This is a genomic window from Aeromonas sp. INTO2 (assembly GCF_049860605.1).
Classification (GTDB): domain Bacteria; phylum Pseudomonadota; class Gammaproteobacteria; order Enterobacterales; family Aeromonadaceae; genus Aeromonas; species Aeromonas caviae.
On the sequence record NZ_CP187588.1, the window covers coordinates 4,406,714 to 4,421,661 of the forward strand.

The 14,948-nt window shown below is 58.0% G+C and carries 15 protein-coding genes; 11 read left to right on the forward strand and 4 right to left on the reverse strand.

The features are described 5' to 3' along the window. Positions 1-5: 5 nt before the first annotated feature. Positions 6-518, reverse strand: coding sequence for a peptide deformylase (gene def, locus ACPW74_RS20860; RefSeq protein WP_010672507.1), 513 nt, complete (start codon positions 516-518; stop codon positions 6-8). A gap of 108 nt (positions 519-626) precedes the next feature. Between def and ACPW74_RS20865 the strand changes: the two genes are divergently transcribed. From ACPW74_RS20865 to aroE, 7 genes are all read left to right on the forward strand, one after another. Beyond that, positions 627-1,715, forward strand: coding sequence for a LysM peptidoglycan-binding domain-containing protein (locus ACPW74_RS20865; protein ID WP_039039523.1), 1,089 nt, complete (start codon positions 627-629; stop codon positions 1,713-1,715). Between the two features lies 1 nt (position 1,716). After that, a complete protein-coding gene (dprA, locus tag ACPW74_RS20870; RefSeq protein ID WP_279980949.1) occupies positions 1,717-2,832 on the forward strand; it encodes a DNA-processing protein DprA in 1,116 nt (371 codons plus the stop codon). Next, positions 2,825-3,298 carry a DUF494 family protein gene (locus tag ACPW74_RS20875; protein WP_010672510.1) on the forward strand — a complete coding sequence of 158 codons (474 nt, stop codon included), beginning with the start codon at positions 2,825-2,827 and terminating at the stop codon, positions 3,296-3,298. Before dprA ends, ACPW74_RS20875 begins: the two co-directional genes overlap by 8 nt. Before the next feature lie 55 nt (positions 3,299-3,353). Beyond that, positions 3,354-3,911, forward strand: coding sequence for a DNA topoisomerase family protein (locus ACPW74_RS20880; protein WP_080769941.1), 558 nt, complete (start codon positions 3,354-3,356; stop codon positions 3,909-3,911). Between the two features lie 273 nt (positions 3,912-4,184). Further along, the gene (locus ACPW74_RS20885; RefSeq protein ID WP_010672514.1) at positions 4,185-4,745 is read left to right on the forward strand and encodes a Sua5/YciO/YrdC/YwlC family protein; all 561 of its coding nucleotides are present in this window, start codon (positions 4,185-4,187) and stop codon (positions 4,743-4,745) included. A 100-nt stretch (positions 4,746-4,845) separates the two neighbouring features. Further along, complete coding sequence (gene hemF, locus ACPW74_RS20890; protein ID WP_279980950.1) at positions 4,846-5,754, forward strand: oxygen-dependent coproporphyrinogen oxidase; 909 nt, start codon at positions 4,846-4,848, stop codon at positions 5,752-5,754. Positions 5,755-5,857: 103 nt separating this feature from the next. Beyond that, the gene (gene aroE, locus ACPW74_RS20895) at positions 5,858-6,679 is read left to right on the forward strand and encodes a shikimate dehydrogenase (protein ID WP_041214090.1); all 822 of its coding nucleotides are present in this window, start codon (positions 5,858-5,860) and stop codon (positions 6,677-6,679) included. 980 nt (positions 6,680-7,659) lie between these two features. Here aroE and yihA read toward each other — a convergent pair. Beyond that, positions 7,660-8,313 (reverse strand): ribosome biogenesis GTP-binding protein YihA/YsxC, encoded by a 654-nt coding sequence (yihA, locus tag ACPW74_RS20900; protein ID WP_128272511.1) that lies wholly within the window; start codon positions 8,311-8,313, stop codon positions 7,660-7,662. A 143-nt stretch (positions 8,314-8,456) separates the two neighbouring features. Here yihA and ACPW74_RS20905 point away from each other — a divergent pair, with 143 nt between their 5' ends. From ACPW74_RS20905 to hemN, 4 genes are all read left to right on the forward strand, one after another. Further along, on the forward strand, positions 8,457-9,074 hold the full coding sequence (locus tag ACPW74_RS20905; RefSeq protein WP_010672518.1) for a c-type cytochrome: 618 nt from the start codon (positions 8,457-8,459) through the stop codon (positions 9,072-9,074). A gap of 801 nt (positions 9,075-9,875) precedes the next feature. Then, on the forward strand, positions 9,876-10,457 hold the full coding sequence (gene yihI / locus ACPW74_RS20910; protein ID WP_279976827.1) for a Der GTPase-activating protein YihI: 582 nt from the start codon (positions 9,876-9,878) through the stop codon (positions 10,455-10,457). A gap of 11 nt (positions 10,458-10,468) precedes the next feature. Next, positions 10,469-10,909 (forward strand): DUF2489 domain-containing protein, encoded by a 441-nt coding sequence (locus ACPW74_RS20915; protein ID WP_039039514.1) that lies wholly within the window; start codon positions 10,469-10,471, stop codon positions 10,907-10,909. 28 nt (positions 10,910-10,937) lie between these two features. Beyond that, on the forward strand, positions 10,938-12,311 hold the full coding sequence (gene hemN, locus ACPW74_RS20920; protein ID WP_041212163.1) for an oxygen-independent coproporphyrinogen III oxidase: 1,374 nt from the start codon (positions 10,938-10,940) through the stop codon (positions 12,309-12,311). 69 nt (positions 12,312-12,380) lie between these two features. On the opposite strand, the gene add is transcribed toward hemN, so the two are convergent. Both add and glnG read right to left on the reverse strand, forming a co-directional pair. After that, positions 12,381-13,382, reverse strand: coding sequence for an adenosine deaminase (add, locus tag ACPW74_RS20925; RefSeq protein WP_201927525.1), 1,002 nt, complete (start codon positions 13,380-13,382; stop codon positions 12,381-12,383). A 141-nt stretch (positions 13,383-13,523) separates the two neighbouring features. After that, the gene (gene glnG / locus ACPW74_RS20930; RefSeq protein ID WP_010672523.1) at positions 13,524-14,942 is read right to left on the reverse strand and encodes a nitrogen regulation protein NR(I); all 1,419 of its coding nucleotides are present in this window, start codon (positions 14,940-14,942) and stop codon (positions 13,524-13,526) included. Positions 14,943-14,948: the final 6 nt, after the last annotated feature.

Consider the following 14,948-nt stretch of genomic DNA (forward strand, 5'->3'; position numbering starts at 1 on the left):
GATCCTCAGAGGACTTTGCGATCTTCACGGGCCATCTTTTCCAGCTTCTGACGAATGCGCTGGCGCTTGAGCGGGGACAAGTAATCCACAAACAGCTTGCCGACCAGATGATCCATCTCATGTTGTATGCAGATGGCGAGCAGATCGTCCGCTTCCAGCTCGAAGGTGTTGCCGTGACGATCTTGCGCCCTGACCTTGACCCACTCGGCGCGCGGAACCAGAGCACGGTTGCCGGGCACGGAGAGGCAGCCCTCTTCGATGCCGGTGCTGCCGGACTGCTCCAGGATCTCTGGGTTGATCAACACCAGCTGTTCTTCGCGGTTCTCGGAGACATCGATGACGATGATGCGCTGATGAATGTCGACCTGGGTCGCGGCCAGGCCGATGCCTTCCTCCGCGTACATGGTTTCGAACATATCATCTACAATGTGTTGTAACTCGGGTGTAAAGGCTTCGACAGGGGCCGCGACTGTGCGCAGACGCTCATCGGGGAAACGCAATACATCTAGAATGGCCATAATTTTTTCTTTAGTTTCATATAAACGCAGTCAATATTGACGTAATTCTAGTCATTTACGCCGACAAAAAACAGCAACACTTTGCGTGCAGAAGTAACAGGGAGTGTTATGTATCTGAAGCAAATCGTCGTCGCCTGCCTGGCGACAGCCCTGGCCGGTGGCGCCATGGCACAGCAGTTGACGCTCAAATCCGGTTACCCCGAGACTTATGTGGTGCAAAAAGGGGACACCCTCTGGGATATCTCGGGCCAGTATCTGGCCGAACCCTGGCTCTGGCCACGCCTCTGGAACATCAATCCGCAGATCGCCAATCCCCACTGGATCTATCCCGGTGACGTGCTGCACCTGAGCTGGGTCAATGGTGAGCCTCGGCTCGGCAAAGCCAATCAGGGGGGCAAGCAGGTCATCCGTCTCTCACCCAAGAACCGCTATGAAAACAAGGCCAATCCCATACCGACCCTGCCTCTGAGCGAGATAGCGCCCTTCCTGCAGACCGACCACATTCTGGCCAACAGCCAGCAGAGCAAGGACCTGCCCTATGTGCTCGGCAACAATGACAAGCATGTCGGGATGCTGGAGGGCGACATTCTCTATGTGAAAGGAGCCCTGAACCCGGGCCAGAGTTATGGCCTCTATCGCCCGGGGGTGGCATACAAGGACAAGCATACCGGCGAGTCGCTCGGTCAGGAGGCAATTTTTGTCGGCACGGTGCGGGCAGAGGAGTACCTTGCCCACGACACCACCAAAGTGACGCTGACCCATAACCGGCGTGAGGTGTATCAGGGCGACAAGGTGATGCCGCTGCCGTCGCAGGAGAGCATCTCTGCCGTGTTCATGCCAAAGGCGGCACCTTCCATTTCCCCCGGCTATGTGATCGAGCTGCCGAGCAAGGTACATGGTGGGGGCAAGTTTGATGTGGTACTCATCAACAAGGGGGAGCGTGATCAGGTGGCCCCGGGCGATGTGCTCGAGATCCTGCGCCCGGGAGCCGAGATGGTGGACAAGAATGGCAAGGTGTCATACCGGGAATATTCATCCGTCTATGACAAGGCGTTCTATTCTGCCGGCAAGTCATCGCTGCCTGCCGAGGCTGTTGCCAGAGTCATGCTGTTCAAGGTCTACGACAAATTGAGTTACGGTCTTATCCTGCAGAGCCAGGATCTGGTCGGATCTGGTTATCAGGTCAGTAATTTCTGACGTGTCCTTGCCACTGGAGCGGTTGTCGCTATGGCTGACGCTGGATGCCGTTACAGGCATAGGCCCGGTCACCGCCGCTCGCCTGTTGGCTCATGTGGGTGGTGACATCACAACTCTGTTTGACTCAGACGATGGCGCCCTGCGAGCTCTTGGTCTGCAGAGTGTCCAGATTCAGCAGATGAGATGGCCTCTTCCTGTCGTGGAGCAGGGATTGAGCTGGGCCGCCGAGCCCGGCAATCACCTCCTCTGTCCCGATGACCCCGCATATCCTGCCCTGCTCAAAGAGATCCCCGGCGCCCCGCTCTTGCTCTACTGCCGCGGGAACGTCTCATCCCTCTCCCTGCCACAGTTGGCGATGGTGGGTACCCGCCACCCCACCTATGCCGGCAAAGACAATGCGACACGTTTGTGTGCCGAGTTGGTGGGCTGTGGTCTGGCGATCACCTCCGGCCTCGCGTTGGGCATCGATGGCGTCTGCCATCAGCAGGCGCTGGCATCGGGCGGAATCACCCTGGCGGTGCTCGGGTCCGGTCTGGATTGTCTCTACCCCAAGCGTCATCAGGGGTTGGCGATGCAAATCCTCGAGCAGGAAGGCCTGCTTGTTTCCGAGTTGGCGCCCCAGCAATGCCCCCTGGCTGAACACTTCCCTCGCCGCAACCGTATCATCAGTGGCCTGTCGCTGGGGACACTGGTGGTGGAAGCGGCAGAACAGAGTGGTTCGCTCATCACGGCCCGTTATGCGCTGGAGCAGGGCCGCGAGGTCTTTGCCGTTCCCGGCGCTCCGCAAAATGCACAGGCAGCAGGGTGCAACCGTCTGCTTCAACAGGGTGCCAAGCTGGTCTTGAATGCCGCCGATATCCTGGAAGAGTTTCCAAGGCTGGTCTTGTCCCCCGGACCCGCCAACGGTTCTTCCGAGGCGCAGCATAATAGCGAATTGCCTTATGCCGATTTGTTGGATAACGTAGATTATGAGACCACGAGCGTGGATACCGTTGCCGAACGGGCCCGGCTTCCTGTCGATGTCGTACTGGGCAGGTTGGTAGAGCTGGAGCTGGTTGGTGCAGTGATGGCGGTAGCCGGTGGATACGTCAGAGCGAGGAGGGCGAATCATGTTTGATGTATTGATGTACCTTTTCGAGACCTACATCCACAGCGATGCAGATGTGATGGTCGAGCAGGATGAACTCACCGACGAACTGAGCCGGGCCGGTTTCGACAAGGACGAGATCGAGAAAGCGCTCAACTGGCTGGAGCGACTGGCCAACCTGCACGACAGCGAGCGGGAAGTCTATGTCACCGCAAGCCAGCAGGGCTCTATGCGGATCTATGCGCCGCAGGAGCTTGTTCGCCTCAGTACTGAATGTCGCGGTTTCCTGCTGTTCCTGGAGCAGGCGCAAGTGCTGAATGCCGAAACCCGTGAAATCTGCATCGAACGGTTGCTCGAGCTGGACAAGCCGGACATCGAGCTGGACGATCTGAAGTGGGTCGTCATGATGGTGCTGTTCAATGTGCCAGGCAGCGAAAACGCCTACCAGCAGATGGAAGAGCTGGTGTTTGACGAGTCGGACGGCGTCATCCACTGACAGCCCGGTGCCGCGCTGGTAGAATTCAGGCCATCTGGATTTCAAGGCGCGGCCCATGTCAAAGATCGATCACCACCTCTTCTCTGCCCACGAACATGCCTTCGAGCGCGAGCCGTGTCCGCAGTGTGGTGCTGAACTGGTGATCCGCCAGGGCAAGCACGGTCCCTTCCTTGGTTGTTCAGCCTATCCCGCTTGCGATTACATTCGCTCCCTCACCCCCTCTGGCCGCGACATAGAGAAAGTGCTCGAGGGGTCGTCCTGTCCGGATTGTGGCCATCCACTGGCCATCAAGAAGGGTCGTTACGGTCTGTTTGTGGGATGTACCCAGTACCCGGCCTGTCAGCATATCGAATCCCTTCAGGAGAGTGACGATACCCAAATCCTCTGCCCGGAGTGTGGCAAAGGTCATCTGGTGAGCCGCACATCCCGTTATGGCAAACAGTTCTACTCGTGTGACGCCTATCCTCACTGCAAGTATGTGGTGAATGACAAGCCGGTTCCCATACCCTGTCCCGAGTGTGGCTGGGGCATCATGGTCGAGAAGAAGGTGCGGGGAAACCTGCGCTGGGTCTGCCCGCAAAAGAAATGCTCCCACCAGATTGAGCGGGTATAATCTCGCCGCCCGTGATCAGGCAGGCGGATTGCTGGTCAGCGTGAGGTTGTGAGCCGATGCGCATCGCCCAAGTCGCCCTGCTCCTGATCGCCATCTCAAGCTCCCTGCGGTTGTTCGGTTCACTGATGCACGCAAGCGTCTGAGCCGAAATGCATGACTGAAGAGGAGCAGGGATATAGCCCATATCGCAGCAGTGATGGCCCCGATGCCGTCATGTCGGTTCAACAGACAATCCAGTGATGAGAGGCGGCAGCGTGGCTGTCGCATGTGCTTATGCCAAATGAATTTGAACAAGCGGTTGCCGCCCTTCAAGGAGAAGGGGTTATCGCCTATGCCACCGAAGCCGTGTTTGGTCTGGGGTGTGATCCTGATTCCGAAGCCGCCGTGCAGCGGCTGCTGGCCATCAAGCAGCGGCCGGTGGAGAAGGGATTGATCCTGATCGCGGCAGATCTGGCGCAATTGCAGGACTACATCGATCTGAGCCAGCTCAGCGATGAGCAGCTTGCTCGCGTGCAGGCGAGCTGGCCTGGTCCCTTCACCTGGATCATGCCCGCTCGCGCGACGACACCGTCCTGGTTGACCGGTCAGTTCGATACTCTGGCGGTGCGGGTCACAGGCCATCCCCAGGTGCAAGGGCTTTGCCGAGCATTTGGCAAACCGCTGGTGTCCACCAGTGCCAATCTCACCGGTGAGGAACCTGCTCGCCGGGTGGCTGACATTGGCGATCTGCTGGCAAGCCAGCTGGCTTACATTCTGCCCGGCGAAGTCGGGGGACAAGCCAACCCGTCCGAAATCAAGGACGCCCGCACCGGGGCCATCATTCGCCCATCCTGAGTTGGGCACGGCCCTGTTTCATGCAGGTTGTGCGATGAGGTCATGACAATACGAGAAGTGCAGGCAGTGCATGCATGATGCCTGTCTGACAGGAGATAAAATGAGCAAACCGGATGTGGCCCAGGTAAAAGCCTTCCTGCTGCAATTGCAGGATGATATCTGCCGTGGCCTGGAGCAGGCCGATGGATGCGGGCGCTTTGTGGAAGATGCCTGGAGTCGCGAAGGTGGTGGTGGCGGTATTACACGGGTGCTGCGTCAGGGGGCGGTGATCGAGCAAGGTGGGGTCAACTTCTCCCATGTCTATGGCGATGCCATGCCGGCATCCGCGACCGCACATCGTCCCGAACTGGCTGGCCGCAGGTTTGAGGCCATGGGGGTATCGCTGGTGATCCACCCGCATAATCCCTATGTACCGACCAGCCATGCGAATGTGCGGTTCTTCATCGCCGAGAAAGAGGGGGAGGAGCCGATCTGGTGGTTTGGTGGCGGCTTCGACCTGACGCCCTTCTATCCGTTCGAAGAGGACGTGAGGCATTGGCACCAGGTCTCCCATGAGCTCTGTCAGCCGTTCGGCACCGACATTTATCCCGAGTTCAAATCCTGGTGCGATCGTTACTTCTTCCTCAAGCATCGGGGCGAGACGCGCGGGGTGGGTGGTCTTTTCTTCGATGACCTGAACCGCTGGCCCTTTGCCGACTGCTTTGCCTTCATGCGTGCAGTGGGTGAGGGTTACCTGGCGGCCTACTTGCCGATTGTCGAGCGACGTAAGGAGCTTGCTTATGGGGAGCGGGAACGGGCATTCCAGCTTTATCGCCGTGGCCGCTACGTGGAGTTCAATCTGGTCTACGACCGCGGGACCCTGTTCGGACTGCAGACGGGGGGGCGCACCGAATCCATCCTGATGTCGATGCCGCCGCTGGCGCGCTGGGAGTACGACTGGCAGCCGGAGTCTGGCAGCCCGGAGGCATTGCTCTACAGCGACTACCTCAAACCGCGCGAGTGGTTGTGACCAGAGGGGCCATGATGGCCTCTTCTTATTGGCCGATATTCGGCTTGTTCCTTCATGAGAAAACCCGTTAAATCGGGATATTGCCCTCAAAAGGAACGCCTTGATGGATCGTTATCTGGTTTTTGGCCACCCCGTGCGCCACAGCAAATCTCCCTTCATTCATACCCTGTTTGCCAGGCAGACCCAGCAAGAGCTGGAGTATGGTCTGGCAGAACCGGCCGTCGATGAGTTTGCCAGCGCTCTGAACCACTTCTTCGCCGAAGGAGGGAAGGGGTGCAACGTGACCGTACCTTTCAAGGAGCAAGCCTTCGTGCTGGTGGAGCGGCTGAGCCCCAGGGCCAAGCGGGCGGGAGCGGTCAACACCATCAAACTGACTGATGATGGCGTGCTGCTGGGTGACAATACCGACGGCGCCGGGCTGGTCGCCGATCTCAAGGCTCACGGAGTGAACCTTGCCGGTAGCAGGATCCTGCTTCTGGGGGCTGGTGGCGCAGCTCGTGGCGCCCTGGCCCCCCTGCTGGCGGAAGCACCGGGCGAGATCGTCGTGGTCAACCGTACCCATGCCAAGGCGGAACAGCTGGCTGTGGAATTCAGGGATCTGGGCAGCATCACGGCTCAATCCTATGAACAGCTGGTGGGGCCGTTCGATCTCATCATCAATTCCACCTCAGCCAGTCTGCAAGGTGAGTTGCCACCTTTGGCTCCAACCCTCATCCACCCGGACATCGCGATCTACGACATGATGTATGGCGCAACGGACACAGCCTTCATCGGCTGGGCCAAACAACATGGCGCGCGCCATACCATGGATGGATTGGGCATGCTGGTCGAGCAGGCTGCTGAGGCCTTTACCGTATGGCGAGGGATCCGGCCCGGCACCAAGCAGGTATTGAGAGAGTTGCAGCGCAATCTGGGCGTCGTGTGAACCAGCTAGTGCGCTCTATTGGGCGGTCGGCAGATCTGATGTAGAGATTTTGCATCGCTGGATAAGGGCATCCCTCGTGATGCGGCACGGCACGTGTGATGTGAAACGGTCGTTCTGCGGTGGGTGTGTGGCAGAACAGGTGCCATTTTTATAAAACCATTGCGTAACAATAAGTTACTTTTACTTTGCCGTCACTCGCAGAATTTTTTGAGTTTTTTCTCAAAGCAGCGGAACTTCTGTAACGGACTGCTGACTAACTGGATAGTTGAGGAAGTGCTAGCTAGTCACCTTTATAACTCCCCGGTATTCGTACTGGGGATTTTTTTATCTGCATGAAAATTATGAATATTTTTTCTTTTTCCTACCATTGAAACTAAATTACATAAATTACTTTCACTTTCTGCTGCTTTGCTGTACAGTTGTCGGCGTAGGGTACAGAGGTAAGATGTTCTATCTTTCAGACCTTTTATTTCACGTAATTGAATGTGGCTGAATAGCAGCCCCGATGAGTCATCGTCGGGGCGTTTTTTTATGCACAACATTTAGAGTAAATGCTTTAATTGTTGCCGTTCTTTGTTAGAATGAAGGCGTTTCTTGAGGAAAACCAATCGTCTTTGTTCTCGAGAACTCGCTTTTTCCCAAATTTTTGAACTCATTTCTTCAGGCCGGTTTGCAATGGCAAGACCGGCCTCATTTTTATCCCTATATTGCCTCACCGTGTAATTAAATTTCAGTTTCGTTTGTTACAGCCTTCAATTCTGATTTTTTACTCGATATCCATGAAAACGGTATCAGGTTGATGATTAGTTAATTCTTTTCGCGTCTAAACATGCTATCAGTATGATTTAAATATATTTTTTGAGGTTTTTCTTCAGAGGTGGCGAAGGCGGGGAGGGAGGGCTCGGAGATGGGGGGATCATGAAAGCCTTTCAATCAGCGGAGGTCCAACTCCGCCAATTGCAGCCAGGGAGAGGAGTTGTTTACTCCTCGTTCTGATGATCTTCGTCGTCTACCTGGGCGTTGTCTGCTTCGGACAGGTACCAGCCGCTCAGGGTCTGGGCCAGCTTCTCGACGCCGATATTGGTCAGAGAAGAGAATGCTTCAACCTGGATCTGCGGGCCCAGTTCTGCCACCGCCTGACGAACCTTGATCACCTGGTTGTTGCGGGGCCCCGGGCTTAACTTGTCCGCCTTGGTCAGCAACAGCATCACCGGCAGTTCACGGTGTGAACTCCATTCCAGCATGTTCATGTCGGTTTCCTTGAGCGGATGGCGGATGTCCATCAGGATCACCAGCCCTTTCAGGGACTCCCGTCGTTGCAGGTATTCAGCCAGTGACTTTTGCCACTTGAGCTTCATTTCCAGCGGAACCTGGGCATATCCATAGCCGGGCAAGTCGACCAGACGTTTGCCCGGTTCCAGCTCAAACAGGTTGATCAGCTGAGTACGGCCAGGGGTCTTACTGGTACGTGCCAGGTTCTTGTGTTTGGTCAAGGTATTCAATGCAGACGACTTGCCAGCGTTGGAACGACCGGCAAACGCAATCTCGACACCCCCATCATTTGGCAGGTGGCGGATGTCGGGTGCGCTGGTCACAAAATGCACCTTATTGAAATTCAGAGTTTGTGTATCCAACGTAAATTCCCCATAGAGATAGAGGGTTATAGAGTTACTTTTTTGTGAAATAGTGTAAAATGGCGTCGCTTGAACGCGTTTATTTTAACATGCCTTCAGCGGCATGGGATCTGGAAGCCTAATAACGAGAAAGTTGGAACGCCATGAAGAACCTAGTCATTACACTTGCTCTGATGGTTGGCGTAACTGGGATGGCACAAGCCAAGGGCGATGCCGCTGCGGGACAAACCAAGGCTGCCGTCTGTGCGGCCTGTCATGGACCGGACGGCAACAGCCCAGTCGACATGTATCCCAAGATTGCTGGTCAGCACGCATCATATATCAAAAAACAATTAGTTGAACTGAAGGCTGCAGCTTCTGGCCAAACTGGTCGGGTTGCGCCCGTCATGGGACCCATGGCGTTGCCGTTGTCCGAGCAGGATATGGACGATCTTGCCGCCTATTTCTCCAGCCAGAAGGTGACGCCGGTTGCCGTGCCCGATGAGGTGGTTGCCGCAGGCAAGGCGCTTTATATGGGGGGGGACATGGAGCGAGGCCTGGCCGCCTGTACCGCCTGTCATGGCCCACGGGGTTCCGGCGTCGAGCAAGCGAAGTACCCCAGCCTGTCAGGGCAGCATCCCGCCTATATCAAGGCCCAGCTCACCGCTTTTCGTTCGGCGACCCGCGACAACGATCCCAATGGCATGATGCGGGATGTGGCCAAAAAGCTGACGGATCAGGACATCGAGGCGCTCTCCAAGTATGTGGCGGGGCTTCACTGATATAGCCTGTTAGTTATCTTGTTGAAAAGAACAGGGAACCATTGTGTTCCCTGTTCTTTTTTGAGGTTGTAGCGATCGCCCGTAAACAGCCTGCTTTGCTGTAAGAGATCTTCTATATACGGGGCTGGCCGTGTCTGAAAGATTGCTCACGTATATTTTTTTTATGTTTTATTTTTCAATTGGTTAATAAAAAGAACATCACTTTGTACCAGTTCGAAATGTGCTTTGGTTGATTGAGTCATCCGGCGAAGAAGTTACAGTAGGCAATCAGGATTGGCCGGAGAGAGGGTGCAAGACCCGTCTTCGGTTTGACAGGATGTCGGCTCGGAGCATGCGATGAGCAATAGATGCAAAAAGCCAGGATGGTGACCGCCAGGGATGAGCGGGGCTGCGGGAGGCAACCACCCCGATGGGAGGCAGGATGTCGCCGGTTTGGGTTAGACAAACAAACACACGCACACTCAGGACTGGTCAATAAGGATCAGGATGATCCAACGAAATGATGCGCCGTGGTTCGCCCAGGGATAAGGCGATTGGCTACCAGGGAATGGAACTCGCATGATGGAAAAAGGCAGCTTCGGCTGCCTTTTTTCTATTGGGTCATTAACCCGCCAAGACATTCTGTGTCAAAATACCAGCAACATGCCCAGAGGATGCCGATCCTGCGGTGTTCAGCGACCCAACGTGGTCGAATTGGTGCGGGATCCCACTCTTGTTCCATATTTACTGTTCCCCGCTTCAGCATCCTCCCCGGACGACACGCTCCGGGGGTTTCCATTCAGTTATTTGTCGGAGTTATTCATGTCGGCCAAACAACCCAACCGCAAGCCTACCGGCAAGCGCAAAGAATCAGATGCCAGTGCTCAGGAAGGTCGTGAGCGCAAGCGCGCCGCCAAGCGCAAGGGCCTGAAGGCGGGCTCCCGCCAACAGGTCGAGCAGGCGGGCAAAAAGAGCGGCTCCAAGCAGGCCAAGGATCCACGCATCGGCTCTCGCAAGCCCATCGCGCTGATTGCCGACGAGAAGGGCAGCAAGCCGGTGGCGACCAAGCCTGCGAAAGAGAAGCGGGTGGTGATGACCCCCGAGCAGGAGCTGGCGTCCATCGAAAATGATGATCGCCTCAATGCCTTGCTGGATCGTCTGGATGCCGGTGAAACCCTGGAGGCCGCAGAGCAGGCATGGGTCGATCAGCGGGTTGACCGTTATCAGGAGCTGATGGACGAGCTCGGTATCATCGACAACGGCGATGACGAAGATGGCGACATGGATTTTGATGATGCCGATTTTGACGAGCCGAGTCAGCCTGCCTCCGAAGAGGAGCTGTGGGAACGTTTCTCTCAGGCAGACTACCAGCCTGAAGCCAAACCCGAGCCGAAGAAAAAGTGATGAGTGGATGGATGCTGGCCGCCTTGTTGGGTGGCCTGATTTTGCTGGGGCTGGCCGTCTATGCCGGCACCCTGATGGCGCGTCTCAAACGCCAGCAAGAGATGCAGCAGCACGCCATTGCGGCCCGCAACGAGCGGATCCTGGAGAGTGTCAGGGTGATCGCCCACGCGGTACGAGATGGTCAGTGCGACTACTCAGAAGGTGCCATCCGGCTGACCAATCTGCTGGATGCCTTGCAAATAAAGGGGGGCCGCGCCTTTGCCACCGAGTTCCCGGGGCTCTACGGCCTCTATGAGAAGGTGAAGGAGATGCCGACCCATGAGGCGAGGCGGGCACTCAAGCGCAATGAAGTGATGAAGATGGATCTCGAACGCAGCGGCTACGAGGCCGAGCTGGAGGCGCAGATCCTTGAGGATGTCGCCAGACTGAAGGATTTTCAGTTAAGCCGGTGAGCCCATGACAAAGACAGAGGAAGCAAGCGTGCAAGCAGAACAGATTGTGTGGGATCAGGCCCTGATCGAAAAATACAACTACAGTGGTCCGCGTTACACCTCCTATCCCACTGCGCTGGAGTTCAACGAGGGGTTCGGCTATCCGGACTTTGTCCAGGCAGCGGGCCAGTATCCTGCACGCAATCTGTCGCTCTACGTGCATATCCCCTTCTGTCACAAGCTCTGCTACTACTGCGGCTGCAACAAGGTCATTACCCGGCACCAGCACAAGGCAGATCAATACCTCGACTACCTCGAACAGGAGATCAAGGCCCAGGCCCCCCTGTTCAAGGAGAGACTGGTCACCCAGCTGCACTGGGGTGGCGGCACACCCACCTATCTGAGCGAACCCCAGACTCGTCGTCTGATGGCCATGTTGCGGGAGCACTTCCACTTCGCCGAGGAGGGGGAGATCAGCATCGAGGTGGATCCCCGCGAGATCGAATTGTCCATGCTGGATGTGCTGCGGGAGCTCGGTTTCAACCGCATCAGCCTTGGCGTTCAGGACTTCAACAAGGCGGTCCAGGTCGCGGTCAATCGGGAGCAGGACAACGACTTCATCCGTGCCATGCTGGTTCGTGCCCGCGAGCTGGGGTTCCGCTCCACCAATCTGGATCTCATCTACGGTCTGCCGCACCAGAACCGGGAGAGCTTCCATCACACCCTGGAAGAGGTGCTCAAGACCGACCCGGCCCGCCTCTCCATCTTCAACTATGCCCACCTGCCGAGCCGTTTTGCCGCCCAGCACAAGCTGAAAGAAGCGGACATGCCGGCACCGCAGGAGAAGCTGGCCATGCTGCAGGACACCATTGCCTTCCTGACCGGCCAGGGTTATCAGTTCATCGGCATGGACCACTTTGCCAAGCCCGATGACGAGCTGGCCGTCGCCCAGCGTGAGGGCAAGCTGCATCGCAACTTCCAGGGCTATACCACCCAGGGGGATTGCGATCTGCTGGGGCTGGGGGTCTCTTCCATCAGCATGATGGGGGATGCCTATTCCCAGAACCAGAAGGATCTCAAAACCTACTACGCCCAGGTCGAGTCACTGGGCCATGCCCAGTGGAAGGGGTGCTCCCTCAATCGGGACGATCTGATCCGTCGTGAGGTGATCAAGCGCCTCATCTGCGATTTTTCCCTGAACTTCGCCGCTGTGGAGCAGGCCCACGGCCTGGTGTTCAAGGAGTATTTTGCCGAGGATCTCAAGCTGTTGCAGACCTTCATCGATGACGGTCTGGTGCGCATGACCGAAGAGGGGCTGGAGGTGGTCTCCACCGGTCAGCTGCTGATCCGCAACATCTGCATGTGCTTCGATGTCTACCTGCGCAACAAGGCGCGCCAGCAGCAGTTCTCCCGGGTGATCTAGGCCGGGCAATGTCGTGGGACAATAAAAAAACCGCCTTTCGGCGGTTTTTTTATTGGGTTTTACCCCTGCTCAGCGTTGAGCCGCACGGGCACTCAGCTCGGCCTTCTCGGCTTCGCTCAGGAAGGCCAGGGTCAGGCCGTTCTGCTGGGCGGTGCGGATCTCGCTCACCGTCATGCCGGCAGCCGAGGCCGCCACCTCGTATTCATGGGGCAGGTCGATCCCCTCCACCGCCGGATCGTCGGTATTGAGGCAGGCCAGCACGCCGGCGGCCAGGAACTGGCGGATCGGGTGATCGGCCAGACTCGCCACTGTGGTGGTCTGGAGGTTGGAGGTGAGGCAGGACTCGATGCCGATGCGGTGTTCGGCCAGATAGGCCATCAGGGCCGGATCCTGGATGGCCTTGACCCCGTGGCCGATGCGCTCGGCTCCCAGCTCGCGAATGGCCTGCCACATGCTCTCGGGGCCGGCGGCTTCACCGGCGTGCACGGTGACCCGCATTCCTGCATCCCGCACCCGGCGGAAGTGGTCGGTGAAGAGATCGCCCGGGAAGCCCAGTTCGTCGCCGGCCAGATCGATGGCGACCAGGCGATCGCGATGAGCCAGACAGGCATCCAGCTCCTGCTTGCACTGCTCGGTGCCGAAGGTACGGCTCATGATGCCGATGAGATTGGTCTTGATGCCAAAGTCACGGCTGCCTGCGGCCACGCCGTCGATGATGGCTTCGACCACGCCCTGCGGGTGCAGTTTGTGGGTCATCGCCATGTAGGCCGGGCTGAAGCGCAGCTCGGCATAGTCGATCCCGGCACGCAGCAGATCTTCCACGTTTTCGTAGGCGACCCGGCGGCAGGCATCGTAGTCGGCCAGCACGGCAACGCCCCAGTCCAGTTTCTTCAGGAAGGCCACCAGACTCGGCTCGTTCTCGACGATCTGCACGTGCGGGCGCAGGGCTTCCAGCTCATCGGCCGGCAGTCGGATGTTGTGCTGACGTCCCAGCTCGAGAATGGTCTGCGGGCGGATGTTGCCATCCAGATGGCGATGCAGGTCGGTCAGGGGGAGGGATCTGTCAATCATGGGGCACCTTCTGCGAGTCGGGTTGGAAAGCCTGCCATTCTAGGCGGGACGCCTGAAAAAGATACCCCGTTTGCAAGCAAACGGGGTGTGATTGGTCAGGCTTTCCCTCAAGGCGTGATGGGAATCGTTTTTCCCGCAGGCTCAGGGAATGTCGAGCTCCTTGAGCTTGCGGGTCAGGGTATTGCGGCCCCAGCCGAGCAGGCGGGCAGCCTCCTGCTTGTGACCGTGGGTGTGATCCAGTGCTGTCTCCAGCATGATCCGTTCGAACTGGGGCATGGCATCCGCCAGGATATCGGTCTCCCCCAGCGCCAGCTTGGCGGCCACCCAGTCCTGCAACTGCTGCTGCCAGCCACCGGTCAGGGCGGGCTGGCCCGGCTCGGCGGTGCTGGTGATGGGAGTCAGCAGCTCGGTGGGCAGATCGCCTACCAGCACCTCCTGGCCCGAGGCCATCACCGTCAGCCAGCGGCAGACGTTCTCCAGCTGGCGCACGTTGCCCGGCCAGGGGAGGCGGCTGATGTAGGTCTGGGTATCCGGGTGCAGGCTCTTGGCCTCCACGTTCAGCTCCTTGGCGGCTCGCAGCAGGAAGTGCTGGGCCAGCTGGGGGATGTCCTCCCGGCGCTCCTTGAGGGCCGGAATATGGATGCGGATGACGTTGAGGCGGTGGAACAGGTCTTCCCGAAACTCGCCGTCGGCGACCCGCTTCTCCAGATTCTGGTGGGTGGCGGCAATGATCCGCACATCCACCTGCACCGGTTGGTGGCCGCCAACCCGGTAGAACTGCCCGTCCGCCAGTACCCGCAGCAACCGGGTCTGCACGTCCAGCGGCATGTCGCCTATTTCGTCGAGAAACAGGGTGCCACCATCGGCCTGTTCGAAGCGGCCGTGACGAATGTTGTTGGCGCCGGTGAAGGCTCCCTTCTCATGACCGAACAGCTCGGATTCGATGAGATCTTTCGGGATGGCCGCCATGTTGAGGGCGATGAAGTTCTTGTGGGCCCGGGGGCTGTGCTTGTGCAGGGCATGGGCAACCAGCTCCTTGCCGGTACCGCTCTGGCCGTTGATGAGCACCGAGATGCTGGAGCGCGACAGCCGGCCGATGGCGCGGAACACCTCCTGCATGGCAGGGGCTTCGCCGATGATCTCCGGGGTGGTGGTGGCTTCCTGCTGGCGAGCCTTGCGCTTGGTACGTTGCTCCTTGAGGTGGTTCTCGGCCCGGCGTACCAGGGTGACCGCCTCGTCGATGTCGAACGGCTTGGGCAGGTATTCGAAGGCACCTCGCTGGTAGGCGTTGACCGCGCTGTCGAGGTCCGAGTGGGCCGTCATGATGATGATGGGCAGATCGGCCTGGCGGCGATGGATCTGCTCCAGCAGGCTCAGGCCGTCGATGCCCGGCATGCGGATATCCGAGAGGATCACGTCCGGTGAGCGCATCTCCAGTGAACTCAGCAGGGCTTCGCCGTCGGCGAAACTTTCGCATTCGAAGCCTTCGCTGCCAAGGGTGCGCTCCAGAACCCACCGGATGGAGCTGTCGTCATCGACGATCCACACTTTTGCTGTCATGAGGTT